Genomic DNA, 23,408 nt, shown 5'->3' on the forward strand with positions numbered 1-23,408 from the left:
TGGAAAGAAATTATTCTTTGTGTTGTTGTGCTTCATTCTCACTACTGTCGGTGTCGCTGCCCGTGTCGTCATTATCTTCTTTCGGGCGATAAAAACGCGCAAATAATAACCCCACTTCAAACAATAGGCACATTGGAATGGCAAGCAAGGTTTGAGAAAAAATATCCGGCGGCGTAAGCAACATTCCCACCACAAAGGCGGCAACGATGATGTAAGGGCGTTTTTTCTTCAAATCGTCAATAGTGGTAACGCCAGACCAACAAAGCAAAATAATCGCCACTGGCACTTCAAAACACACACCAAACGCAAGAAATAGGGTGAGAACGAAATCTAAGTAGCTACTAATATCTGTGGCAATAGCAACGCCTTCTGGTGCGGTTTTGGTGAGAAAACCAAACACAAGCGGAAACACCACATAATAGGCGAACGCCACGCCTAAATAAAACAGCACAGTGCTAGAAAATAACAGCGGATAAATTAAGCGTTTTTCGTGCTGATACAATGCTGGCGCGATAAATGCCCACACTTGGTAAAGCAAGAATGGTACAGAAATAAACACCGCAACAACACCCGTTAATTTCAATGGGGTAAAAAAAGGAGTAGCGATATTGGTTGCGATCATACTCGCCCCTGACGGCATTACACTGAGTAATGGCGAGGCGACAAAATTATAAATATCGTTGGCAAAATAAACCAAGCCTAAAAAGACCACCGCCACTACGAACACGCAACGCAACAGACGATCACGCAGTTCAAGTAAATGGCTAATTAAAGGTTGGGTTTCTTCAACAGTCATAAAATGCCTTTATGCTTTTTCTGATTGAGATTTTGTTGAAGGGGCAACATCAGCAAGGGTATCATCTTCAGGATAGTATGCACTGGTCAGCTCCAATTGAGATTCATCTTGCTCGGCAAGCTCTGCCATATCCGCAGGGGAAAGTGCGTTTTCTGGTGATGTATCACGTTGAGCAATTTCCTGTTGTGCGCTTGTCTGTTGTTCACCTTGTGGTGTAACTTCTTGCTGTGCAATTTGTTCAGAATTTTGCACCGCACTTTTTAATTCTTGCACTTGATGCTCAAAGGACGTTTGCGTGCTTGCCGCTTTTTCTTCTAAATTGGCTTTAATTTTTTCCGCAGAAGCCTTTAATTCTTCCACCGTTTGGCTCAATTCAGGAGAAAGCTGCTGTAAATTAAGGTGTTCGGCTTTTTTGATGCTTTCCTGTAATTCCTGCAATTTTAATTCTTGGCTCAATTCATTTTGAACATTCGCCGCTAAGCCACGAATGGTGCGAACCCAGCCCATCACGGTACGAATCGCCACGGGCAAGCGTTTAGGGCCTAGCACCACTAAGCCCACAATAGAAATTAACAGTAATTCAGAAAAACCAATATCAAACACGGATTATGCCTGTTCTTTGTCTTTTACAGTTTCCGCTTTCGCTTGTTGTGCGTCATCGGCAATTTTTTTCGGCTCTGCAGCTGTTTCATCATCTTTCATTGCGTTTTTAAAGCCTTTCACTGCAGTCCCTAAATCTGAACCCACATTACGCAATTTTTTTGTGCCAAAGAAAACTAATACAATTAACAAAACAATGAGTAATTGCCAAATACTTACGCCACCTAAACCCATTTTTTTACTCCTATAACTAACTTAATGAAATCGTGCCAAAATATAACTTTTTTATTCATCTTGAACAATAGACAATTTGCATTATTTCACATTTTATTGATTTATCGCCACATTTTGCCTGTAGCTATAAGGCTATGGCATTATCAACGCCATAAGCCAAAGTAGCCCACCGCCCGTTAATAAACCGATATTTGCCCATAGAGGCAAGGCGGAAAATTGCCATAATGTTCCCAAAAACAGCACCGCTCCCATTATCAACGCAAGGGCTTTTTTCTGCCAGCGTTGCTGTTTTGCCAACTTTTTATTGATTTCGTGTAACTGTTGGCGAATTTGCGTTTGCTGTTTTAACGCGTCCATTAAGGCTGCGGGGAATTGTGGCAAATGCTCGGTAATATAAGGCAGGCTAGCCTTTAAATTTTTCGCCAAGGCTTTCACGCCCATTTGTTCGTCCAACCAATTTTGTAAGAAAGGTTTAGCGGTGTCCCATAAATCTAACTGCGGATAAAGCTGACGCCCCAAGCCTTCAATGTAAAGCAAGGTTTTTTGTAATAACACTAGCTGCGGTTGCACCTGCATATTAAATTCGCGTGCCACATTGAATAAGTTGAGCAATACCTGACCGAAAGAAATTTCTGATAAAGGCTTAGCAAAAATTGGTTCGCACACTTCGCGGAAAGCCTGTTCAAATTCATCAATATTGGTATCTTGCGGTGTCCAGCCCGCATCAACGTGCATTTGTGCTACGCGGTGATAATCACGGTTAAAAAAGGCGACAAAACTTTCTGCTAAATAGCGTTTATCGTTATCGTTCAAACGTCCAACGATACCGCAATCAATGCCGATGTATTGCGGATTTTCAGGGTGATTTGGATTAACAAAAATATTGCCTGGGTGCATATCCGCGTGGAAAAAGCTATCACGGAACACTTGGGTGAAAAACACTTGTACGCCACGTTCTGCCAGCAATTTCATATCCGTACCATTGTCCTTTAGGGTTTCCACATCAGAAACGGGAATGCCGTAAATACGCTCCATTGTGATCACATTGCGATAGCAAAATTCTTGATACATTTCAGGAATATACAACATCGGGCTATCAGCAAAGTTAGCTTTGAGCTTAATAGCATTGGCCATTTCGGTGCGTAAATCCAGTTCATCACGCAAGGTTTTTTCATATTCGCGAATCACTTCCACCGCGCGTAGGCGATATCCTTCACTTGATAAACGCGGAATCCAACTGGCGAGTTTATACATCCAGCTTAAATCTGCTTCAATTTGTGGCTGAATATTCGGGCGTAGTACTTTCAGCACCACTTCTTTCCCCGCAAGGGGCTGTGCGGCGTTAAATCTTGCCGTGTGCACTTGCGCGATAGAGGCGGAAGCAAGAGCGGTTTCATCAAAATCATCAAACCAAGTTTCTAATTTACCGCCAAAGGCTTGTTCAATTTGTTCGCGAGCTAGCTTGCCGTCAAAGGGTTCAACTTGATCTTGCAATAATGCCAATTCATCAGCAATATCAGGAGGGAATAAATCTCGTCTGGTGGAAAGCATTTGCCCGAGCTTGATCCAAACCGGCCCAAGCTCTTGTAATGCAAGGCGTAAACGCAAGCCAAAGGCAAGATCTTTATGCTTATTGCGTAGCCAAAATAAGGTTTTTCGCCAACAGCGCAAAGGTCGCGTATAGGCGTTGTGGGGCAAGGCTTCATCAATGCCGTAAATTAAAAAAGTGCGGATAATTTTGTATAAACGTTTGAAATCTTTAAAAGTCATCAGATTAAATTCGGTTCTTTTCAAGTTGAGCTAATTTTTGTTCCACAAGTGCGGTGTGTTTTTCCAGCGTTTTTACTTGTTCGCAAAAATCTGCAATGGCAAGGCTTGGCGAGATAACTGCCCATTCTTCCGTTAAACGCTCCCCCCAATATTGCTGGCTTTGTTGCAATTTTCTTTTTGCCATCTGAGCAAAATTGCGTAAAAAATTCACCGCACTTTGTGCCACCACATCACCCACAAAAGGGGAAAGCAGTTCGGCAGGATCTTTTTCTAAAAACTCCAACAAGGCAGTGAAATCTTGCAAGACTTGCAAATTCCCTTGTAGCTGAATGGATTGATCGTTCAAGTGGGCGGATAATTGCTGCTTGCTCGGCATTTGCAACAATAACTGCGCTTTGAGATTCACTGCACAATCCACTTCACCTTCATATTGATTGAGCAGATCAATGCGCTGTGGCGAGAACACAAAATAAATTGGAAAATCAATTTGTTGCACATTGATTTTCAGCACCTTGCCGTTAAGTTTGCGTAAATAAATTTCGCTATGTGCGGTGCGTTTTAACAAATAATTTAGCAAGGATTCCAACGCACCGTTAAGCCATTGTGGCAGCATTAATTGTTGCAGAAAGTTCATTTTTTGCTCGCTTAAAATTTATAGCCACGGTGCAACGCCACAATGCCCGCGCTGAGATTGTAATAACTTACTTGCTCGAACCCAGCTTGCTCCATCATTGTTTTAAGATCTTCTTGTTTCGGGTGCATTCGGATTGATTCGGCTAAATAACGGTAACTATCGCCGTCATTCACCACCACTTCACCGATTTTCGGCAAAATATTGAAGGAATAGAAATTATAAATTTTGCCGAGTGGATCTAGGATCGGCTTAGAAAATTCCAACACCAATAAACGCCCACCGGGTTTTAAGACGCGGAACATTGACCGCAGGGCTTTGTCTTTATCGGTAACATTGCGTAAGCCGAAGCTGATAATTACGCAGTCAAAGGTGTTATCAGCAAAAGGCAGGGTTTCCGCGTTGGCTTGCACATAATTGATGTTGCCAATCACGCCAAGGTTACGCAATTTTTCTCGCCCCACATTGAGCATTGAGGAATTAATATCCGCCAAAATCACTTGCCCAGTTTCCCCCACAATGCGAGAAAACTTGGCGCTGAAATCGCCCGTTCCGCCTGCCAGATCAAGCACTTTCTGCCCTTTTCGCACGCCGCTGCAATCAATGGTAAAGCGTTTCCAAATACGGTGAATACCAAAAGAAAGCAAGTCATTCATTAAATCATATTTACCTGCCACCGAATGGAACACGTTCGCTACGAGCTTTTGTTTTTCTGCTTTTGCTACGGTTTGGAAACCAAAATGGGTGGTTTCTTGCTCGTAATCAATAGGAGCTACGTTAGACTGTTCTACGTCAGTTTGCGCAAAGTGCGGTGCATTTTCTTGCTGTTTTTTGTGGGTGTTGTTGTGGGAAGTCATAACCTTGTCCGAAAATAATCTGAATGCTGCTTAGGATAACAAAAAATAGCGGATTTCTCCGCTATTTTTATTCGATGTGAAAAAGAAAATAAGGGCAAAAGGTTGCTTTCGCCCTTATCATTTTAGAACCACAATAAATAAGCCACTGTACCAATCACAAATACGCTAATGAGATTGAGCAAGATACCTGCACGGATCATTTCACGTTGTTTCACTTCGCCAGTACCAAATACAATGGCGTTTGGCGGTGTGGCGACTGGTAACATAAAGGCACAAGATGCCCCTAAACCGATGATTAACGCAAGGCCAAGCTCTGGCATTCCTAAGGATTGTGCAATGGAGATAAAAATCGGTACTAATAAGGCCGCACTTGCGGTGTTAGACGTAAATTCCGTTAAGAAGATAATAAACGCTGCCACCAACAAGCCGATGAGATAGAAATGACCGCCTTCAATTAAGAATACGATACCATCAGCTAAAATGCGGCTCGCACCTGAATCACGCAATACAGAACTTAGGGTTAAACCACCACCGAACAGCATTAACACGCCCCAGTCCGTGTTGTTTTGCAATTGTTTCCAAGAAGCAACCCCTGTAGCACAAATCACCACGGCAGCGAAGAGCGCAATCACACTATCAAAGCTGGCAATTTTTTTCTCAAGCCCTAATAAGGAAGAAAGCATTGGGTTGATTTTGCTGCTGAACACCCAGCATAGTGCGATTAAAACGAAAATCGCAAGGGTAATAATACGTTTAGAATTAAACTCAATTTTTTCAAAATCTTGTTTGAAATGTAGGTTTAGTTTCGGGCGGAATACCATATATAGCGTACCAATCATAATTGGCATTAATAGAATCATCACCGGTAAACCGTAACTTAACCAATCGGAGAAAGTGAGTTTAAGTTGAGTTGCCACAATGTTATTTGGTGGGCTACCTACGAGCGTTCCCATACCGCCGATACTTGCGCTATAAGCAATCCCTAGTAGTACGAAAACATAGGTATTATGCTCACGCTCTTTATCCATTTGGCTTAAAATCCCCATTGCCAGTGGTAACATCATTGCCGCGGTTGCGGTGTTACTCATCCACATTGATAAAAATGCGGTAATGGTGAAGAGATAAAGCACCGCCACCAATAAACGTCCGCCTGCTAATGCCATAATTTTGTTGGCAATCATACGGTCAATATTTTGTTGGTGTAAGGCTGTGGCAAGCGCAAATCCCCCAAAGAATAGGAAGATATTTGGATCAGCAAAGGCAACCAGCGCCTGCTTGGTGGTAACCAAATCCAACACAATGGCCAATAGCGGCACTAAAAGCGCAGTGATGGTAACGTGCAAGGCTTCGGTAAGCCATAACACGGCGATAAATGCCAGCATTGCTAAGCCTTTGTTCGCTTTGGGATCGAAAGGCAGAAAATTCAATAAAATAAAGAAAAGCACCATATCGGCAATAAGAATAATTCCATTGCGATGTGAGGTGGTTTGAGTTGATGTTGCATTCATAGTAATTCCTCTTTATGGTTGTTATTTGTGCTAACTTTTTTGGGTTAGCCATAAAGACAAGCTAACGTTATCAACTTGTTAATAAAAAGCAACAAAAAATTTGTGGTTTTGTGAGGCAGGTCAGAAAAATAATTGGGGGAAATCGTAACAAAGGGATAAGAAAAGGAAAAACAAGGACAAAAAAATAATGGCAAGAAAAACTTGCCATTATGTTAATCCTTAATCAAATTATTCTTCTTCGGTATCTTCTAACTCTAACGGCTCTTGCGAAAGAATAATGCCAGTTAAATCTGCATACACATAGTCTTCCGGGTAGAAAGTAACACCACCAAAATTCACTGGCACATCGACTTCCCCTTGCGTATCATCACTTGCGCCCACTGGAATTGGCGCAAGGGCTTGAATACCAATATCTAAATTTTCTAATTGTTGAATTTGGCGAACTGCACCGTAAACAATAATTCCTTCCCAGCCATTATCTAGAGCAAGCTGAGCAAGATCCGCATCAATTAAGGCTTGGCGAACTGCGCCCCCACCATCAACTAATAATACGCGACCTTCACCGTTTTCTTCTAAAATCTCGGCAATTAAGCCATTGCTTTCAAAACATTTTACCGTAGTAACCTTGCCGTAAAATGAGGTCAATCCACCAAAATTAGAAAAGATCGGTTCAACAACATCAACTTGATCTAAATAAACATCGCACAATGTGGAAGTATCAATACACATAAGTTCACCTTTTTACGCTGAAAATGATTGTTCTAGTATATGCCTATTGCTAGCCCACTAGCAAGCCGAAACTAAAAAGTAAGTTGGTTAAAAGCGCTAACATTGACATTTGCCCGAGCATTGGACGCAATAACAGGGGATCTTGGCTGCGATAAACATACAACGCGTGCTTCACCAATAAAGGATATGCCAAAAGAAAAATAAAGCTCAATAAATGGTGGAAATTCGCCAAGGCAAAAATCACATAACACAACGCCCCTACGGCTAATAAAGTGCAGTGATAAATTCGTCCATTTTTTGCCCCAAGACGAACAGCAAGGGTGTTCTTACCTGCTTTTTTATCTTGCTCAATATCGCGTAAATTATTGATATTTAATACCGCAGTGGCAAAAAGCCCAGTTGCAAGTGCGGGTAAAAAAATCATTAAATTTAATTGGTGAGTTTGCAAATAATACGTACCGCATACCCCCAAAATACCAAAAAACAGCAGCACGGAAATATCGCCCAATCCCATATAACCATAGGGCTTTGCGCCTACGGTATAAGTAATCGCGGCAATAATGGCAAGCCCACCTAAAAGAGAAAATGCCAAGAGATCTGCATAACTTTGATACGCAATGCCAATTAACAGAAAGCCGAAAAACAAACTTGCTAAGATCACCGCAATAAGCCCTTTTTTCAGCTGCTGCGCACTAATCACGCCGTGCTGAATGCCACGCAACGGGCCGATACGCTCTGCGGTATCAGTGCCTTTTTGATGATCGCCATAATCATTAGCAAAGTTAGAAAGAATTTGTAGCAACAAGGTGGTAATCAAACATAACAGACTGATTTGCCAGCTAAATTTATGATCCCAATAGGCAAGGGCAGCCCCCATAACAATCGAAGCGGCAGCTAAAGGCAGGGTTTTTGGTCTTGCGGTTTCCACCCACATTTTAACAACTTGTTTATCCATATTTTTCACTTATCTTTCTAAATCCTGATTTTGGCGTAAAATATCCCAAAGAATGGGCTATTGTACTCATTTATTTTCGCCATTTTAACTGTTTAAGGAAAATATGTCGCAACTTAATTTAACCCTTTCCCCCATCGGGATTATTCATACGCCTTATAAAGAGAAATTTTCCGTGCCACGCCAGCCTAATTTAGTGCAAGACGGCATTGGCACAATCCGCTTGCTCGCACCTTATAATCAACCTGAAGCCGTGCGTGGTTTAGAACAATTTTCTCACTTATGGCTTATTTTCCAGTTTGATAAAATCCCCACAGGCAAATGGCAGCCTACCGTTCGCCCACCACGCCTTGGCGGTAATCAACGCATTGGCGTATTTGCTTCACGCGCCACACATCGCCCCAATCCTTTAGGGCTTTCCAAAGTAGAATTGAAACGCATTGAAATCAATCAAGGCGAAGTGTTGTTGCATTTAGGCTCGGTCGATTTGGTGGACCGCACCCCTATTTTTGACATCAAGCCCTATATTGCCTATGCCGACAGCGAACCCAATGCCAATTCAGGATTTGCCCAACAGCCACCCGAAGCAAAGCTACAAGTGCGCTTTTCCCCACAGGCTCAAGGGCAATTAATCAAGTGCGGTGCAAAATATCCAAATTTTCAGCGTTTTATCACAGAAGTGCTGCAACAAGATCCCCGCCCCGCTTATCAACAAGGAAAAACATCTGATCGTATTTATGGAATGAAATTGTATGAGTTTAATGTTCGGTGGTGGGTGAGAGATGATGAGTGGGTGGAGGTGATTGAGATTGCAGAAGAATAAGGCTAGCCCACATAAAAAAGCGTTCAAATATCCCCACTTTGAACGCTTTCCTTTTTCCTATCCATTCTTACATTAAGGCGTTGTACAATAAACCTGCCAACACAGCCCCTGTAACTGGGCCTAAGACAGGTACCCAGCTGTATTGCCAGTCTGCACCTGTATTTAAGGTTTTACCTAATAAACCAAGGGTTAGACGAGGGCCAAGATCACGGGCTGGATTGATGGCATAACCTGTTGTACCGCCTAAGCTCAAGCCGATTGCCCACACTAAGATCGCCACCGGTAATGCGCCAAGCGAACCTAAACCAATTGGGGTTGGGCTTCCTTCTGGAAAATTCAGGCTTGCGCCAGTGATGTAGAAAATCACGAATAATAAAACAAAAGTGCCAATGAGTTCGCTAATAAAGTTGCTAGCATAGTTGCGAATGGCCGGTTCTGTACAGAAACACGCGCGTTTTGAGCCTTGATCTTCAGTAGCTGTAAAATGATCTTTATAGAAAATATACACAAGTAGCGCGCCGGACATTCCTCCTGCAATTTGCGCGGCTATATAGCCTAAAATCATTGAAGGCGCAAAACTACCAATTACCGCCAAGCCAAGGGTTACTGCAGGGTTAAGATGTGCGCCACTATAAGGCCCTGTTACGACCACCGCCACATAAACCGCAAACGCCCAAGCGGTGGTGATCACAATCCACCCTGAACTTTGCCCTTTGGTTTTATTTAAGCAGACATTTGCAACGACACCATTTCCCATTAAAATCAGTAATGCCGTACCAATAAATTCAGCCAGATAAGCATTCATAATGCACTCCTTTTTAATCCATTTTATGAGATCTGTAATTTTCTTTCGTTTAGATCCAAAAAGTGTTCTTTTGAATATTATTGGTGCGTATTTCATTATTAATAGAAAATCTTATAAAGCAATACTTTTTGTAAGGATTTATCTACTTTTTCTCCAATTTGTTAGCTTGATCACATTTTTAATTTATTGATTCTTGTTGAAATCTATCAAACACCCCATAATGGGTAGCGATAAAAATATTTTGTGAGGTGGATCAAAAATTTGAATATTGCTCATTTTAGACTTGAGTGTTTTCGATTATTTTCTTTTAGGTAATTCTTTCGTTTTAGCTCAAAACTAATGTTCTCGCGAGTAAAAAGGTGCAACATTTTACTTATCTAACAGACAAAAGAGGATCGGTTATGACAGAGAAAAAATATATCATCGCCTTAGATCAAGGCACAACTAGCTCCAGAGCGGTATTGCTTGATCATAATGCCAATGTGGTTGAAATTGCACAGCGTGAATTTACCCAAATTTACCCGCAAGCGGGCTGGGTGGAGCATAATCCAATGGAAATTTGGGCGACACAAAGTTCTACCTTAAACGAAGTGGTGGCGAAAGCAGGTATTTCTTCTGATAGCATTGCCGCGATAGGGATCACGAATCAACGTGAAACTACTATCGTATGGGAAAAAGAAACGGGTAAACCTGTGTATAATGCCATTGTGTGGCAATGCCGCCGCACTGCGGACATCACCGATAAACTTAAAGCGGACGGCCACGAAGATTATATTCGCAAAACCACGGGGCTTGTGGTAGATCCTTATTTTTCTGGCACTAAAGTGAAATGGATTTTGGATAATGTAGAAGGTGCAAGAGAAAAAGCGGAACGTGGTGAATTGCTTTTTGGTACGGTGGATACTTGGCTGGTGTGGAAACTCACGCAAGGGCGGGTACACGTTACGGATTACACCAATGCTTCTCGCACAATGTTATTTAACATTCATACCAAACAATGGGATGACAAAATGCTCGAAATTTTGGGCATTCCAAAATCAATGTTGCCAGAAGTGCGAAATTCTTCCGAAATTTACGGACAAACCAACATCGGCGGTAAAGGGGGCGTGCGTATCCCCGTGGCAGGGATTGCAGGCGACCAACAAGCAGCCCTTTATGGACATTTATGCGTACAAGCAGGGCAAGCGAAAAATACCTATGGTACAGGCTGTTTTATGCTAATGCACACAGGCGATAAAGCGGTGCAATCACAAAATGGCTTGCTCACCACCATCGCTTGTAATGCCAAAGGCGAACCTGAGTATGCTTTGGAGGGTTCAATTTTTATGGGCGGGGCTTCCATTCAATGGTTGCGTGATGAACTGAAAATTGTTCACGATAGTTTCGACAGCGAATATTTCGCACAGAAAGTGCCTGATTGTAACGGCGTTTATGTTGTTCCTGCTTTTACTGGGCTTGGTGCACCTTATTGGGATCCTTATGCCAGAGGAGCTATTTTCGGTTTATCTCGAGGAGCGAACCGCAATCACATTGTGCGAGCAACCCTAGAATCTATCGCTTACCAAACCCGTGATGTGCTTGAAGCAATGCAATCTGATTCAGGGGAAAAACTTAAATCTTTACGCGTGGACGGCGGTGCGACAGCCAACAATTTCCTAATGCAATTCCAAGCTGATATTCTTAACACCCCTGTTGAACGCCCTGTGGTGAAAGAAGTTACCGCACTGGGTGCTGCTTATCTTGCTGGGCTTGCCACCGGATTCTGGAAAGATCTCGACGAATTGCGAGATAAAGCCGCCGTCGAACGCACATTCACACCAGATGGCGATGAAGAAAAACGCATAAAACGCTACAAGGGCTGGAAAAAAGCGGTAAAACGTGCGTTGGAATGGGAGAAAGATGAGGATTAATATTCCTTGTTAGAAAAAGTGCGGTGGTTTTTATTAAATTTTTAAACCGCATATACATATAAGAGAAAAGGCAGCGTATCAATATTTACTTGAACGCTGCCTTTTTAGTACGAAATATATTAAGCCTTATTTCACAAACTCACTAAACGTTAATTCATAATGATCGCCATCTTTATCGTAGGAAATATAGCGCGGGAATTGTTCGCCTGCGTATTTTTTCACTACAAAAGATTTTTCACCCGTGCGGAATTGATAGGTGATTTCAGTGTGCGATTGATTATCTCGCGTTACTTTTCGTTCGCTTTTTTTCACCAATACATTTTTCATTGGATACAATTTTTTGCCGTTAGTAATTTGGAAATTTTGCGGCAATTTATCGTAATAGCTAAGCTGGAACGCCACTGTGAATAAATCAAAGGTTGGCATTTCAAGTGGCTCGCTTTTCAAACCGTTTTTCACTTTACCATACGCAATTTCATTGCCTTTGATGATCGTTTTGGCATAAGGTTTACCGTTACGCACATCTTGGTAATTGCTCATTTTAAAATCCGTTTTGCTTTGTGTCCCAACGGATTTGAATTCAATGTTATACAGCGGAATATTGATCTTAGCATCAACGCGATATTGCGATCCATTGGCGTTAAAATGCACATAAGCAGGCATTAAATAATTTGAGCTGTATTTGATATTGGTATCTAAATTTGCCCAGGCATTAGGCAAAGCAAACAAGCTAAGCAAAAGCACTTTGAATAGTTTCATTAAAATTCCTTCTAATACTAATTAAATGAAGTGTTTATTTAGATTGCATTGCAGAACAATAGTTCATTGCAAAAGAAAGTGCGGTGAAAATTAGGCGAATTTTTCGCCTAATTTATGATTAAAATGAAATCGCGATAAGCATTAAGGCGCAACAAAACCGATAGCTTTGTACACCGCATCTAATGTAGCTTTCGCCCGTGCTTGTGCTTTTTTCGCCCCTTCGGCAGCGATTTTATGCAATAAGGCTTCATCATTACGGAAATGGTGATAGCGTTCTTGCAACTGGGTGAGCATTGCAGACACTTCATCAGCAACGGCGGTTTTTAAATGACCGTACATTTTGCCTTCAAACTCTGCTTCTAATTCAGCAATGCTTTTACCGGTAATCCCCGCCAAAATATCTAACAAGTTAGACACGCCAGCCTTGTTTTTTACGTCATAACGAATCACAGGCGGCTCATCAGAATCCGTTACCGCTCGTTTAATTTTTTTCACCACAGATTTTGGATCTTCTAACAGACCAATCACGTTGTTGCGATTTTCGTCTGATTTCGACATTTTTTTCTCAGGCTCAAGTAACGACATTACGCGTGCACCCGCTTTCGGAATAAACACTTCTGGAATAGCAAAATGCTCACCATAAAGGGCGTTGAAACGCTGTGCAATATCACGGGTGATTTCTAAATGTTGTTTTTGATCTTCCCCCACTGGCACTTGATTGGTTTGGTAAAGCAAAATATCTGCCGCCATTAAAACAGGATAGGTAAATAATCCAACGTTTACATTTTCGGCGTGGCGGGCAGATTTATCCTTAAATTGGGTCATACGCCCCATTTCGCCAAAATAGGTGTAGCAATTTAGCACCCACGCGAGCTGAGCGTGTTCTGGTACGTGGGATTGAATAAAGATCGTGCTTTTTTCAGGATCAATCCCACAAGCCAAATATAAGGCTAGCACATCAAGGGTAGCAGAATGTAATTTTTGTGGATCTTGACGCACTGTGATGGCGTGTTGATCCACGATACAAAACAGGCATTCATAATCATCTTGCATTTTCACCCATTGGCGTAATGCGCCAAGGTAGTTACCAATAGTCAATTCACCAGAAGGCTGAACGCCACTAAATACGATAGGTTTGGTCATTGTTATATCCTTTTTAATTCATATTAAACAATTTGCAGAATTTGCGCGAAATCATCAAAAACCCAATCAGGGTGCGCTTCTGCAATAGGAATATTATAGTTGTAACCGTAGGTTAATCCCACCACAGGGCAGCCTGCGGAAGTGGTGGCAATGATGTCATTTCTTGAATCACCCACAAATAAAATTTGTTTTGGGTATAAGCCGAATTTACCGCATAAGTAATACAATGGCGCAGGGTGTGGTTTGATTTGCGGTAAGGATTGCCCGCCCAAGGTTTCGCTAAATAAATGATCAATACCAAAGGCTTTTAGCACAGGGAGAACGTGTTGCGTTGGCTTATTGGTTACCACGGCTAAAATAAAGCCACGCGCTTTTAACTCAGTCAGCGTTTCTTTCACATTAGGATATAAACGGCTGAGATTACACAGATTTTCGCCATAATAAAAATTAAAGCGGGTTTTTACTTGCTCAATTTCTACCGCACTTAATGTTTTGCCAGATTGTGCGGTTGCCCATTCCAATGCGCGTCCAATCAATACGCCCGCGCCATTGCCGATCCAAGTTAGTACCAATTCTTCAGGAGCTGGTGGTAAATCCACTTCACTTAATGCAGAATTCACGGAAAGTGCTAAATCAGGCAGGCTGTTTACTAGCGTGCCGTCTAAATCGAAACCAATCAGTTTAAATTGTGATGTCATTATTTGCTTACCTTACTTAATTCTTGACGCATTTCGTCAATCACTTTTTGATAATCGGGTTGATCGAAAATTGCCGAGCCAGCCACAAAAGTATCCGCCCCTGCGCGTGCAATTTCCGCAATATTATTCACTTTCACCCCACCATCGACTTCTAAACGAATATCCAAACCGCTTTCATCAATGCGTTGGCGTGCTTGTTTTAATTTTTCCAGCGTTGCAGGAATAAAGGACTGACCGCCAAAGCCTGGGTTTACCGACATTAGCAAGATCATATCTACTTTATCCATCACATAATCCAAATAGCTCAGTGGCGTAGCTGGATTAAACACCAAGCCTGCTTTGCAGCCATTATCACGAATAAGTTGCAGCGAGCGATCAATATGCTCTGTGGCTTCTGGGTGGAACGTGATGTAATTCGCCCCTGCTTTGGCAAAATCAGGGATTAAACGATCCACCGGTTTCACCATTAAATGCACATCAATGGGTGCGGTAATGCCGTAATCACGCAGGGCTTTGCATACCGCAGGGCCAAAGGTTAAATTTGGCACATAATGGTTATCCATTACATCAAAATGAATTAAATCTGCACCGCACTTTAGCACGTTTTCTACGTCTTGGCCCAAGCGGGCTAAATCCGCAGATAAAATAGATGGTGCAATTAAAAAAGGTTTCATTTTATCCCTCTAAATAGGCTGAAAATAAGTGTCGATAGTGTACTACTTAATAAGGCAAAGTTTAAGGAAATTTGCCCTTTGCGATTGATTATTTTCACCTGTGGCTTTTATAATCGGTGTTTTGAATCATTAGGGAATAACTAGGGGAAAGCAATGGAATTTTATCTACAAGGCTTTTTAATGTGCTTTGGGCTTATCGCTACCATTGGCGCGCAAAACACATTTTTACTTAAACAAGGCTTGCTCAAACAGCACGTTTTTGTGCTTTGTGTGTTATTTTTTCTCTGTGATTGCTTGTTATTTTCCCTTGGCGTGTTTGGTTTAGGGCATTTCATCAGCCAAGAAAAAATCGCCAGTGTGATATTAGCCTTAGTGGGGGGATTATTTTTGCTGGTTTATGGTGGTCGCGCTTTCCTTTCCGCTTATCGCAACAACACCGCGCTCGCTTTAGAACAAGGAGCAAGCTTATCCCTTAAAAGAACGGTGGCGATCGCTCTTGCGCTCACTTTTCTTAATCCGCACGTTTATTTGGATACCATTGTTATCGTAGGTGGTATTGCTGGCACCTTAAGTCTTGAGCATAAAACCGCGTTTCTGCTCGGCACGATTTCCGCGTCAGGATTATGGTTTTTCAGTGTGGGCTATGGCGCAAGATTGCTGATCCCCTTTTTCCAAAAACCAATCACTTGGCGTTTGTTGGATTGCTCAACAGGGATCATTATGTGGTTTATTGCCTTTAGCTTGATTAAATATGCTTTGGCATAAAATAGAAAGAATCAAAACGAAAAAGGGCGATGGCATTCGCCCTTATTTGGGAAGGGATTATTTTCTTACGGCAATCGCTTCAATCTCTAAACCCACATCTTTTGGCAATCGAGCCACTTCTACGCAAGAACGCGCAGGGAAATTAGGGTGATTATTTTCTTTAAAGAAACGTTCATATTCTGCATTTACTGTAGCAAAATCATTCAAGTCTTTAACAAAAACTGTCGTTTTCACAATATCAGCCACAGTTAAACCCGTTTGTTCAATAATGGCTTTAACATTTTCTAAAGATTGGCGTGCTTGAGCCACAATATCCACAGGCACTTCACCTGTTGCAGGATTTACTGGAATTTGCCCAGAAGTTAGCACTAAATTGCCTAAATCTACCGCTTGTACATAAGGCCCAATCGCCGCTGGTGCTTTTTCGGTATGAATAATTTTTGTCATTTTATTTCCTTTTATTGAATGAAAAGATGGTTTTATTCTATGCAATCTTGCCGAAAACTGAAAGGAAAATCTATTTGTATAACGTGCTTATTAAGGACGTGGATAAAGCCTGCGACTATGAATAATGGTTTTGATATGCACTTCATCACCTAAAATATCATAAACAATACGGTAACCACGACAAAAGGCTTCGCGCGTTTCATCATTGCGCATTCGACCGATAGCTTGTGGCATAAAGGCGATAAGTTCAAAAGTTTTGTTAAATTCTTGCTGTAATTTTTGTGGCGTGGAAATAAAACCAGTAAATTCATAAACACTGGCTAAAATCTCATCGATGTCATTGAGGGCTAAATCAGATAAAATGATATTAGTCATAAGCTCCACCGAGCAGAGCTTCTTCTTGTGCGGCGAGTTCTGCTGCTTTTCGTTCAATCGTTGCCTGCCATTTTGCATTGGCTTGCTCAAGGGTAAAAACACGCCCCGCTTTAAAATCTTCATCAGCACGGCGGATTTTTTCTGCTAAAAATTCATCATAACCTTTTTCTTTAAACATTTGGCTTCTCTCTAATAGACTTGAACGAATATTGAGCCGATCCTAGCACCTTTTTCATTGAACAACAACAGATTCAAGGGGCTTTAGTGCGTAAGGGCGGATCTATGTGTCCGCTCGCCATTCCCCCCCCTATTCGGGCAGGCACACAGCCCAGCCCTACACAAATCATCAAAAGAGGGGTTAAAAACTCACAACGGATTTAACGCATTAATCAGTCTAATTTCCTCATAGTCAGCTAAATCCGTGAGAAAAATTGACCGCACTTTGATTTTATTTTGTTGCAGTAATGCGGTGCGTTGGGTGCCGATTAATAAGGGGCTGTCGGGGGTGAACCACTGTGAGCCTTGGCGCAGTATGAGATTGCCGATGGTGCAGTCGGTGATTTTGCCTTGTTTTACGATAATGATTTCATCGCAATCGCCTTTTTGTTTTAGCAATCCGTTGAAAATCGCGCGGTTGCTGTATTTCAGGTGGTAGTCAATGTCATCACAAATCACGGGCTGGAAGCGTTGGTAGCTTTTGCGTTGATAGGGAAAGCATTGCAGATGATATTGTGTGGCGTTGTAGTCAATTCGGCAGCGGATAATGGGGTTTTGAAGATTTGCCCAAAGAGCGGTGTTTTTTTGCAGAATTTTTTCGAGGGAAAAAATTTCATAAGGTTGTCCTGCATAAAATTCACGCAGGCTGTTTTCATAACGCTGTTGGTGTAGGGCAAGATTTTGCACTTGCCCATTTTCAATGCACAGGGTTTCAAACAGGGGAAAATTCATCATTTTGTTCCTTGCTGAAATTTAAGTGGGACATAAATTTTCTCTAACAATTCTTGGTATTCTTGCTTTGCTTGGCTTTGAATAGTAATGCCGCCGCCACTGTGGAAATAATAACGTCCATTTTGTTGCGAAATAAAGCGAATTGCCACCGCACTTTCCAGGCTATCGCCGTTAAAAATACCAAACACCCCCGTGTAATAGCCCCTTGGTGCTAGTTCGGCTTGTTGTATGGTGGAAACGGTTTTTTCTTTTGGCGCACCACTGATTGAACCTGCTGGTAAAAGTTGGCGGAGTATTGTGCCGATGTTGGCTTGCCAATTTTCCTTAAGATCGGCACAAATCTCTGAACTTGTCTGCCAGATCGCACCACGTTCGGTGAAAATCTTTTCTAAATAACGAAAGCGTTTTACTTGCACATTTTGCCCGACGATAGCCAGATCATTACGCATTAAATCCACAATGGTGTAATGTTCCCGTTGCTCTTTTTCACAATTGAGTAATTGATTTTCTGCATCAGGCAAGTTGGCGTTAATCGTGCCTTTCATTGGGTAAGTGAAAATTTGGTTATGTGCGATTTTCACGAAAGGCTCAGGGGAAAAACAGACAAACTCGTTTTTAAACAAGAGTTTATATTTCGCTTGCGTGGCAGAAAAAAGCGTATTGAGATCGTAATTTATCGTAATCGGCGTGGCATAAGTCAGATTAAGCAAATAAGAATTTCCTTGCTGTAACGCCTGTTGCACAACTTCAAAACCTTGCTGATAAGTGGCGAAATCAATGGGAAATTTTTCTAGCTTAAAGGGCTGTTTAGGGGGAGCTTTTTGTGCCGTTGCAAGATTATTTTGGCTGGCAAATTCAAACCAAATGCCTTGCTCTGCGCATTGTGTAAGGGGGCAAATAATGGGCTTTTGCTGTTCAAAATCAATCAAAAAGAAAAAGGGCGTGCGTTGCGCGCCTAAATGGTTGGCTTGCTGCACAAAGTGATTAAATGGCATAAGGGCGATGAATCAAGTAAGATAACAAACATTTTGGTCATTGTAGTGAATCCCTGAGATGAACACAAATTTATTAATTATCAATAATCACGATTCTTTTACCTATAATTTAGTGGATTTAATTCGCCAATTTGACGTGCCGTTTTCTGTGGTGAATGTGGAACAGCTAAACCTTGATGAAGTGGATAATTTCAGCCATATTTTGATTTCTCCCGGCCCTGATGTGCCGAGTGCTTATCCACAACTGTTTGCGATGTTGGAGCGCTATCAGCATCGCAAATCAATTTTGGGTGTTTGCCTTGGGCATCAAACCCTCTGCCAGTTTTTTGGCGCAACCTTGTATAATTTGCCACAGGTGCGACACGGGCAGGCAAAGCAAATCAAAGTGCGGTCAAATTCTGCCTTATTTTTCGGCTTGCCTACGCAATTTCAAATTGGGCTTTACCATTCGTGGGCGGTCTCGCAGCAGGATTTTCCGCCACAATTAGAGATTACCGCCACTTGTGAAGAAGGGGGGATAATGGCAATGGAACATCGCCATTTGCCGATTTTTGGCGTACAATTTCACCCCGAATCCTATATTTCAGAACAGGGGAAGGCATTAATGGCTAACTGGCTGAAAACTTAGAGCTATCAATGGGTTTGTGATGAATAGTTTTAAACTATTAAATCTATCATTTATATCCATTTTATTTGTAAGGGATTAATCCCTATTATATTTCCAACAAAACAGAGGAGAACATACTATGGCAACAAATATCGGCTTAGACAAAGCAACTTCAGAAAAATTAGCACAAGAACTCAATAATTTACTTGCGACTTATCAAGTATTTTATATGAACGTGCGCGGTTATCACTGGAACATTAAAGGGGTAAACTTCTTTGAATTACACGCAAAATTTGAAGAAATTTATGATGATTTAGTGGTGAAAGTGGACGAAATCGCAGAGCGTATTTTGACGTTAGGCTACACCCCTAGCAACGCATTCAGTGAATATTTAACTAAATCTCTAATTAAAGAACACGTTAGTGTAAGCAAAGCACAAGAATGCTTAAGCGGTACGTTAAGTGGTTTCAAAACCTTGTTGAAACAACAACGCGAAATCCTCGCCTTAGCTGCCGATGCAGATGATGAAGGCACCGCTTCACAAATGAGCGACTACATCAAAGAGCAAGAAAAATTAGTGTGGATGTTTACTGCTGCTTGTGAAAGCTGCAACAGCTAATTTTTCTAGTAAAAAAAGCTAATGAAAAACCACCGCACTTTAAAAGAGCGGTGGTTTTTCATTTCTTTTTACTGATTAGCGTCAATCAGCCTTACAGCCAATTAATATTGGCTTGGATCATAACCATAATAAGCGGTGGTTTTTCATTTCTTTTTACTGATTAGCGTCAATCAGCCTTACAGCCAATTAATATTGGCTTGGATCATAACCATAATAAGCATTGGTTAAGATCACTTCCATATCTTCCACTAATGGCAAGCGTGGGTTTGCCGGGGAGCATTGGTCTTCAAAGGCAAGCAAGGCAATATCACGGCGTGCGTCAAGCCACGTTTGCTCATCAATGCCTTGTTCTTTGAAAGACATTTGAATGCCAACGCGTGCTGCTAAATCGTAGCAGGCTTGGGCGAACGATTTCACGCCCTCTTCAGGGGTGGCACAAGGCAGCCCGAGCATTCTGGCGATGTCTTGGTATTTCACATCGGCTTTGTAGTGGTTGTATTTCGGCCAAGTGGACACTTTTTGCGGACGCGTTCCGTTATAGCGGATAACGTGTGGCATTAAGATCGCATTGGTACGTCCGTGTGGGGTGTGGAAGCGTCCCCCGATTTTGTGGGCGAGCGAGTGGTTCATTCCTAAGAACGCATTGGCAAATGCCATTCCTGCCATTGTGGAGGCGTTGTGCATTTTTTCTCTCGCTTGCGGATCTTTTTCTTTCACCGAACGCTCGAGGTTTTCAAAGACCAATTTGATGGCTTGTAAGGCTAAGCCGTCAGTGAAGTCGTTGGCAAGCACGGAAACATAGGCTTCTGTCGCGTGGGTGAGTACATCTAAGCCCGTATCGGCGGCAACGTGAGCTGGCACGGTCATTACTAACGCGGGATCAACAATGGCAACCGTTGGCGTGAGTGAGTAGTCGGCGATTGGGTATTTTTTATCCCCCTCGGTGATCACCGCAAATGGCGTTACTTCAGAACCTGTACCTGAAGTGGTTGGAATACCAATAAAGCGTGCTTTGCGTCCTAATTGTGGGAATTTGAATGCACGTTTACGGATATCCATAAATTTCTGTACGAGATCGCGGAAATCCACTTCAGGCTGTTCATAAAATAGCCACATTACTTTTGCCGCGTCCATTGATGAGCCACCGCCTAAGGCGATGATGGTGTCTGGTTTGTAGCTACGGATTAGCTCAACCCCACGGCGTACGGTTTCGATACTTGGATCAGGCTCAACATCAGCAAATAATTGATAAGTAACGTGATTTCCGCGTGCGGTGATTTGTTTTGCCACTTTTTCCACAAAGCCTAAATCGACCATTGTGCGGTCGGTGATGATGACCACACGCTCCATTCCTTTCATTGATTGTAAATATTGGATTGAATCCCGTTCAAAATAGATTTTTGAAGGCACTTTGAACCATTGCATATTATTTCTCCGTCTTCCCACTCGTTTAATATTTAGTAAATTCACCGCACTGACGTTGTTGCCTACGGCGTTTTTGCCGTAAGAGCCACAGCCAAGTGTGAGAGAAGGGAGGAAAGAGTTATACACATCGCCAATACCGCCAAAGGTGGACGGGGAATTCCAAATGACGCGAATGGCTTTAACGCGTTCACCAAATTCTTTCGCTAATTCTGCGTCTTTGGTGTGAATGGCAGCGGAATGACCTAAACCGTTAAATTCCACCATTTGTTCGGCAAGTTTCACCCCTTCTTCACGGGAATGGGATTTAAGCAAGGCTAGCACAGGGGAAAGTTTTTCACGAGTGAGTGGCTCTTTTGGCCCAACTTCTTTACATTCAGCTAACAGAATATTGGTTTTTTCTGGCACGTCAAAACCAGCTTGTTGCGCGATCCAATGGGCGGGTTTACCCACTACGTTGGCGTTTAATTTTGCCCCTGCACAGTTTGCGCTGTTCGCTTTTGCGCCGAACATAAATTCTTCCAACATCGCTTTTTCTCTTTTATTGACAAGGTAGACCCCATAAGATTTCATTTCTTTGACAAAATCATCATAGATTTCCTCATCAACAATTGCTGCTTGCTCAGAAGCACAAATCATTCCGTTATCAAAAGCTTTTGACATTACAATATCGTGTACAGCTTGTGGAAGATCGGCACTTTTTTCTACATAAGCTGGTACATTGCCCGCCCCCACGCCTAGAGCAGGTTTACCGCAAGAATAAGCCGCTTCAACCATTGCATTACCGCCTGTGGCTAAAATAGTTGCGACACCAGGGTGTTTCATTAAGGCTGCTGTGCCTTCCATTGATGGCGTTTCAATCCATTGAATACAATGTTTTGGCGCGCCCGCTGCCACTGCGGCATCATAAACAATACGCGCAGCATGAGCAGAAGATTGTTGTGCAGAAGGGTGGAAAGCAAAAATAATTGGGTTACGAGTTTTGAGGGCGATAAGGGCTTTGAAGATGGTGGTGGAAGTTGGGTTAGTGGTCGGCGTGATACCGCAAATCACCCCAACAGGGTCGGCAATTTCGGTAATGCCTGTTACATCATCTTCACTAATCACCCCAACGGTTTTGAGATTTCGCATATTATTCACCACATATTCGCAGGCAAATAAATTTTTCGTTGCTTTATCTTCAAACACACCGCGCCCCGTTTCTTCATAAGCGTGCATCGCAAGCACACCGTGCTGATCGAGCGCCGCCACCGAGGCTTTCGCCACAATGTAATCAACCTGTTCTTGGTTGAGCTGGCGGAATTCTTCTAAGGCAACCAAGCCTTTTTCCACCAAGGCGTTCACTTCTGCTTGAGCTGGGCTAATTGTGTTTTCAACCACGTTACTCATAATGATTTCTCCTAAAGTTTTAAATTGATAATTTTTTTCTGCGAAAAATTATACCTACTTGGAGGGGTAAGAGCGTAAACAATTTTGCATTAAAAGAGTAAACTGTGATCTAGATCAAATGGCAAAAATACGCTTATTTTACAAGCATTTAACTCCATTTTAACAAATGGCAAAATTGCCTTATTTTTTAAAGAGATCCAACCATCAGCAAAGCAAAGTGGAATTAATTTAAAAGGTGAAAAAAATCGCTTAAAATCTGTGTAGTTGATAATTATTCCTATTTATAGAGGTTAAGTATGAACGAACGTATTTCTTTTGCTCAATTACTCAATTCTTCTATTTTACTCGGCTTTCTCGTGCTGGTTGGCTGGTCGGTGGCTTATTGTTATAACTGGGGATTGGCTTGGTATTATGGCTATCCTTGGGATATTGTTGAAGTGGGAAGATCGGATATTGCACGCAGTTTATTCCACGTTCTCGGCGTATCTGCGTTTATGCTGCTGACCTATGTTTTAGGGATTAAGCTATTGATTTTATTAAAAGCGAAATTCTCATCATCGCCTTTTAACTTTGTTCGCACGTTGCTAACTTGCTTCATTTTAAGCTTCCCATTATTTTTAGAAATTACCGTGCTGATTAAAGTGTTCACGCTTTATAGTTTATTAATTTATCTTGCTGGGCTGTTCATCATCAGCTTGTTATTATGTCGTTTTTTCACCCGTTACAACATCTGTATGCTATGGCAATTTCTCACCACAAAACAAATCAACATTGTGCCAACAATGGCGGTGATTTATTTTTACTTTGTGATTCTTGCTTGTCTTGTGGGTTATCTGCGCCCTTTTAACAAAGAGATGTATCATAAACTAGAGATTAATGCCGAGCAGTATTTTATCCTAGCCAAGAACTGTAACAGTCTGATTTTAGGTAAAAGTTATGAAAAGGGCGGTAA

26 protein-coding genes are annotated in these 23,408 nt (G+C 42.0%); 6 read left to right on the forward strand and 20 right to left on the reverse strand.

Annotated features, from left to right (window positions below; translation table 11 throughout):
• Positions 1 to 10 precede the first annotated feature (10 nt).
• The 9 genes from tatC to ACLS0A_RS07990 all read right to left on the reverse strand — a co-directional run bounded on the left by tatC (position 11) and on the right by ACLS0A_RS07990 (position 8,080).
• The gene (gene tatC / locus ACLS0A_RS07950) at positions 11 to 796 is read right to left on the reverse strand and encodes a twin-arginine translocase subunit TatC (protein WP_416082964.1); all 786 of its coding nucleotides are present in this window, start codon (positions 794 to 796) and stop codon (positions 11 to 13) included.
• 9 nt (positions 797 to 805) lie between these two features.
• The gene (gene tatB, locus ACLS0A_RS07955) at positions 806 to 1,399 is read right to left on the reverse strand and encodes a Sec-independent protein translocase protein TatB (protein WP_416082965.1); all 594 of its coding nucleotides are present in this window, start codon (positions 1,397 to 1,399) and stop codon (positions 806 to 808) included.
• Between the two features lie 3 nt (positions 1,400 to 1,402).
• Positions 1,403 to 1,630 carry a Sec-independent protein translocase subunit TatA gene (tatA, locus tag ACLS0A_RS07960; RefSeq protein WP_115249098.1) on the reverse strand — a complete coding sequence of 76 codons (228 nt, stop codon included), beginning with the start codon at positions 1,628 to 1,630 and terminating at the stop codon, positions 1,403 to 1,405.
• 132 nt (positions 1,631 to 1,762) lie between these two features.
• Positions 1,763 to 3,400, reverse strand: a complete 1,638-nt coding sequence (gene ubiB / locus ACLS0A_RS07965) for a ubiquinone biosynthesis regulatory protein kinase UbiB (protein WP_416082966.1) — start codon at positions 3,398 to 3,400, stop codon at positions 1,763 to 1,765.
• 4 nt (positions 3,401 to 3,404) lie between these two features.
• Positions 3,405 to 4,034, reverse strand: a complete 630-nt coding sequence (locus ACLS0A_RS07970; RefSeq protein ID WP_416082967.1) for a ubiquinone biosynthesis accessory factor UbiJ — start codon at positions 4,032 to 4,034, stop codon at positions 3,405 to 3,407.
• Positions 4,035 to 4,045: 11 nt separating this feature from the next.
• Positions 4,046 to 4,888, reverse strand: coding sequence for a bifunctional demethylmenaquinone methyltransferase/2-methoxy-6-polyprenyl-1,4-benzoquinol methylase UbiE (gene ubiE / locus ACLS0A_RS07975; protein ID WP_416082968.1), 843 nt, complete (start codon positions 4,886 to 4,888; stop codon positions 4,046 to 4,048).
• 122 nt (positions 4,889 to 5,010) lie between these two features.
• Positions 5,011 to 6,396 (reverse strand): DASS family sodium-coupled anion symporter, encoded by a 1,386-nt coding sequence (locus ACLS0A_RS07980; protein ID WP_416082969.1) that lies wholly within the window; start codon positions 6,394 to 6,396, stop codon positions 5,011 to 5,013.
• A gap of 228 nt (positions 6,397 to 6,624) precedes the next feature.
• Entirely contained in the window at positions 6,625 to 7,125 is a 501-nt protein-coding gene (rraA, locus tag ACLS0A_RS07985; RefSeq protein WP_416082970.1) for a ribonuclease E activity regulator RraA, read from the reverse strand.
• Positions 7,126 to 7,174: 49 nt separating this feature from the next.
• Positions 7,175 to 8,080: a 1,4-dihydroxy-2-naphthoate polyprenyltransferase gene (locus ACLS0A_RS07990; RefSeq protein WP_416082971.1), complete on the reverse strand. Its 906-nt coding sequence runs from the start codon at positions 8,078 to 8,080 to the stop codon at positions 7,175 to 7,177.
• 103 nt (positions 8,081 to 8,183) lie between these two features.
• Here ACLS0A_RS07990 and tsaA point away from each other — a divergent pair, with 103 nt between their 5' ends.
• Positions 8,184 to 8,900: a tRNA (N6-threonylcarbamoyladenosine(37)-N6)-methyltransferase TrmO gene (tsaA, locus tag ACLS0A_RS07995; protein WP_416082972.1), complete on the forward strand. Its 717-nt coding sequence runs from the start codon at positions 8,184 to 8,186 to the stop codon at positions 8,898 to 8,900.
• Positions 8,901 to 8,967: 67 nt separating this feature from the next.
• Here the strand turns inward: tsaA and ACLS0A_RS08000 are convergent, their stop codons facing one another.
• Positions 8,968 to 9,705 carry an MIP/aquaporin family protein gene (locus ACLS0A_RS08000; protein ID WP_416082973.1) on the reverse strand — a complete coding sequence of 246 codons (738 nt, stop codon included), beginning with the start codon at positions 9,703 to 9,705 and terminating at the stop codon, positions 8,968 to 8,970.
• Between the two features lie 401 nt (positions 9,706 to 10,106).
• Between ACLS0A_RS08000 and glpK the strand changes: the two genes are divergently transcribed.
• Complete coding sequence (glpK, locus tag ACLS0A_RS08005; protein WP_416082974.1) at positions 10,107 to 11,615, forward strand: glycerol kinase GlpK; 1,509 nt, start codon at positions 10,107 to 10,109, stop codon at positions 11,613 to 11,615.
• A gap of 126 nt (positions 11,616 to 11,741) precedes the next feature.
• On the opposite strand, the gene ACLS0A_RS08010 is transcribed toward glpK, so the two are convergent.
• From ACLS0A_RS08010 to rpe, 4 genes are all read right to left on the reverse strand, one after another.
• A complete protein-coding gene (locus tag ACLS0A_RS08010; RefSeq protein ID WP_416082975.1) occupies positions 11,742 to 12,374 on the reverse strand; it encodes a hypothetical protein in 633 nt (210 codons plus the stop codon).
• A 141-nt stretch (positions 12,375 to 12,515) separates the two neighbouring features.
• On the reverse strand, positions 12,516 to 13,517 hold the full coding sequence (gene trpS, locus ACLS0A_RS08015; RefSeq protein ID WP_410679761.1) for a tryptophan--tRNA ligase: 1,002 nt from the start codon (positions 13,515 to 13,517) through the stop codon (positions 12,516 to 12,518).
• Positions 13,518 to 13,540: 23 nt separating this feature from the next.
• Positions 13,541 to 14,215: a phosphoglycolate phosphatase gene (locus ACLS0A_RS08020; protein WP_416082976.1), complete on the reverse strand. Its 675-nt coding sequence runs from the start codon at positions 14,213 to 14,215 to the stop codon at positions 13,541 to 13,543.
• A complete protein-coding gene (gene rpe, locus ACLS0A_RS08025) occupies positions 14,215 to 14,889 on the reverse strand; it encodes a ribulose-phosphate 3-epimerase (RefSeq protein WP_416082977.1) in 675 nt (224 codons plus the stop codon). The genes ACLS0A_RS08020 and rpe overlap by 1 nt, the downstream gene beginning before the upstream one ends.
• 153 nt (positions 14,890 to 15,042) lie before the next feature.
• On the opposite strand from rpe, the gene ACLS0A_RS08030 reads away from it, so the two are divergent.
• Positions 15,043 to 15,654 (forward strand): LysE/ArgO family amino acid transporter, encoded by a 612-nt coding sequence (locus tag ACLS0A_RS08030; protein WP_416082978.1) that lies wholly within the window; start codon positions 15,043 to 15,045, stop codon positions 15,652 to 15,654.
• A 57-nt stretch (positions 15,655 to 15,711) separates the two neighbouring features.
• Here ACLS0A_RS08030 and ACLS0A_RS08035 read toward each other — a convergent pair whose 3' ends face one another.
• The 5 genes from ACLS0A_RS08035 to ACLS0A_RS08055 all read right to left on the reverse strand — a co-directional run bounded on the left by ACLS0A_RS08035 (position 15,712) and on the right by ACLS0A_RS08055 (position 18,419).
• Positions 15,712 to 16,101, reverse strand: coding sequence for a RidA family protein (locus ACLS0A_RS08035; RefSeq protein WP_416082979.1), 390 nt, complete (start codon positions 16,099 to 16,101; stop codon positions 15,712 to 15,714).
• Positions 16,102 to 16,191: 90 nt separating this feature from the next.
• The gene (locus ACLS0A_RS08040; RefSeq protein ID WP_416082980.1) at positions 16,192 to 16,476 is read right to left on the reverse strand and encodes a type II toxin-antitoxin system RelE/ParE family toxin; all 285 of its coding nucleotides are present in this window, start codon (positions 16,474 to 16,476) and stop codon (positions 16,192 to 16,194) included.
• The gene (locus ACLS0A_RS08045) at positions 16,469 to 16,654 is read right to left on the reverse strand and encodes a hypothetical protein (protein ID WP_126371577.1); all 186 of its coding nucleotides are present in this window, start codon (positions 16,652 to 16,654) and stop codon (positions 16,469 to 16,471) included. The genes ACLS0A_RS08040 and ACLS0A_RS08045 overlap by 8 nt, the downstream gene beginning before the upstream one ends.
• 188 nt (positions 16,655 to 16,842) lie before the next feature.
• A complete protein-coding gene (locus ACLS0A_RS08050) occupies positions 16,843 to 17,424 on the reverse strand; it encodes an aminotransferase class IV family protein (RefSeq protein ID WP_416082987.1) in 582 nt (193 codons plus the stop codon).
• A complete protein-coding gene (locus ACLS0A_RS08055) occupies positions 17,424 to 18,419 on the reverse strand; it encodes an aminodeoxychorismate synthase component I (protein ID WP_416082981.1) in 996 nt (331 codons plus the stop codon). Before ACLS0A_RS08055 ends, ACLS0A_RS08050 begins: the two co-directional genes overlap by 1 nt.
• A gap of 58 nt (positions 18,420 to 18,477) precedes the next feature.
• Between ACLS0A_RS08055 and ACLS0A_RS08060 the strand changes: the two genes are divergently transcribed.
• Entirely contained in the window at positions 18,478 to 19,047 is a 570-nt protein-coding gene (locus tag ACLS0A_RS08060) for an anthranilate synthase component II (protein ID WP_416082982.1), read from the forward strand.
• Positions 19,048 to 19,165: 118 nt separating this feature from the next.
• Complete coding sequence (locus ACLS0A_RS08065) at positions 19,166 to 19,645, forward strand: Dps family protein (RefSeq protein WP_416082983.1); 480 nt, start codon at positions 19,166 to 19,168, stop codon at positions 19,643 to 19,645.
• Positions 19,646 to 19,831: 186 nt separating this feature from the next.
• On the opposite strand, the gene adhE is transcribed toward ACLS0A_RS08065, so the two are convergent.
• The gene (gene adhE, locus ACLS0A_RS08070; RefSeq protein WP_416082984.1) at positions 19,832 to 22,456 is read right to left on the reverse strand and encodes a bifunctional acetaldehyde-CoA/alcohol dehydrogenase; all 2,625 of its coding nucleotides are present in this window, start codon (positions 22,454 to 22,456) and stop codon (positions 19,832 to 19,834) included.
• Positions 22,457 to 22,752: 296 nt separating this feature from the next.
• Between adhE and ACLS0A_RS08075 the strand changes: the two genes are divergently transcribed.
• A partial coding sequence (locus ACLS0A_RS08075) for a hypothetical protein (protein WP_416082985.1) occupies positions 22,753 to 23,408 on the forward strand: 656 nt, incomplete at its 3' end.

The organism is Avibacterium volantium, from assembly GCF_049366555.1.
Classification (GTDB): domain Bacteria; phylum Pseudomonadota; class Gammaproteobacteria; order Enterobacterales; family Pasteurellaceae; genus Avibacterium; species Avibacterium volantium_A.

Excerpts from the sequence above, each read along its gene's own strand:
- trpS (WP_410679761.1), bottom strand. The coding sequence starts at position 13,517 with ATGACCAAACCTATCGTATTTAGTGGCGTTCAGCCTTCTGGTGAATTG.
- ACLS0A_RS08055 (WP_416082981.1), bottom strand. The coding sequence starts at position 18,419 with ATGCCATTTAATCACTTTGTGCAGCAAGCCAACCATTTAGGCGCGCAA.
- ACLS0A_RS07980 (WP_416082969.1), bottom strand. The coding sequence starts at position 6,396 with ATGAATGCAACATCAACTCAAACCACCTCACATCGCAATGGAATTATT.
- ACLS0A_RS08060 (WP_416082982.1), top strand. The coding sequence starts at position 18,478 with ATGAACACAAATTTATTAATTATCAATAATCACGATTCTTTTACCTAT.
- ubiB (WP_416082966.1), bottom strand. The coding sequence starts at position 3,400 with ATGACTTTTAAAGATTTCAAACGTTTATACAAAATTATCCGCACTTTT.
- ACLS0A_RS08045 (WP_126371577.1), bottom strand. The coding sequence starts at position 16,654 with ATGTTTAAAGAAAAAGGTTATGATGAATTTTTAGCAGAAAAAATCCGC.
- ACLS0A_RS07970 (WP_416082967.1), bottom strand. The coding sequence starts at position 4,034 with ATGAACTTTCTGCAACAATTAATGCTGCCACAATGGCTTAACGGTGCG.
- tatC (WP_416082964.1), bottom strand. The coding sequence starts at position 796 with ATGACTGTTGAAGAAACCCAACCTTTAATTAGCCATTTACTTGAACTG.
- glpK (WP_416082974.1), top strand. The coding sequence starts at position 10,107 with ATGACAGAGAAAAAATATATCATCGCCTTAGATCAAGGCACAACTAGC.
- rpe (WP_416082977.1), bottom strand. The coding sequence starts at position 14,889 with ATGAAACCTTTTTTAATTGCACCATCTATTTTATCTGCGGATTTAGCC.
- tatA (WP_115249098.1), bottom strand. The coding sequence starts at position 1,630 with ATGGGTTTAGGTGGCGTAAGTATTTGGCAATTACTCATTGTTTTGTTA.
- ACLS0A_RS08030 (WP_416082978.1), top strand. The coding sequence starts at position 15,043 with ATGGAATTTTATCTACAAGGCTTTTTAATGTGCTTTGGGCTTATCGCT.
- ubiE (WP_416082968.1), bottom strand. The coding sequence starts at position 4,888 with ATGACTTCCCACAACAACACCCACAAAAAACAGCAAGAAAATGCACCG.
- rraA (WP_416082970.1), bottom strand. The coding sequence starts at position 7,125 with ATGTGTATTGATACTTCCACATTGTGCGATGTTTATTTAGATCAAGTT.
- tsaA (WP_416082972.1), top strand. The coding sequence starts at position 8,184 with ATGTCGCAACTTAATTTAACCCTTTCCCCCATCGGGATTATTCATACG.
- ACLS0A_RS08000 (WP_416082973.1), bottom strand. The coding sequence starts at position 9,705 with ATGAATGCTTATCTGGCTGAATTTATTGGTACGGCATTACTGATTTTA.
- ACLS0A_RS08065 (WP_416082983.1), top strand. The coding sequence starts at position 19,166 with ATGGCAACAAATATCGGCTTAGACAAAGCAACTTCAGAAAAATTAGCA.
- ACLS0A_RS08010 (WP_416082975.1), bottom strand. The coding sequence starts at position 12,374 with ATGAAACTATTCAAAGTGCTTTTGCTTAGCTTGTTTGCTTTGCCTAAT.
- ACLS0A_RS08020 (WP_416082976.1), bottom strand. The coding sequence starts at position 14,215 with ATGACATCACAATTTAAACTGATTGGTTTCGATTTAGACGGCACGCTA.
- ACLS0A_RS08035 (WP_416082979.1), bottom strand. The coding sequence starts at position 16,101 with ATGACAAAAATTATTCATACCGAAAAAGCACCAGCGGCGATTGGGCCT.
- adhE (WP_416082984.1), bottom strand. The coding sequence starts at position 22,456 with ATGAGTAACGTGGTTGAAAACACAATTAGCCCAGCTCAAGCAGAAGTG.
- ACLS0A_RS07990 (WP_416082971.1), bottom strand. The coding sequence starts at position 8,080 with ATGGATAAACAAGTTGTTAAAATGTGGGTGGAAACCGCAAGACCAAAA.
- ACLS0A_RS08040 (WP_416082980.1), bottom strand. The coding sequence starts at position 16,476 with ATGACTAATATCATTTTATCTGATTTAGCCCTCAATGACATCGATGAG.
- ACLS0A_RS08050 (WP_416082987.1), bottom strand. The coding sequence starts at position 17,424 with ATGAATTTTCCCCTGTTTGAAACCCTGTGCATTGAAAATGGGCAAGTG.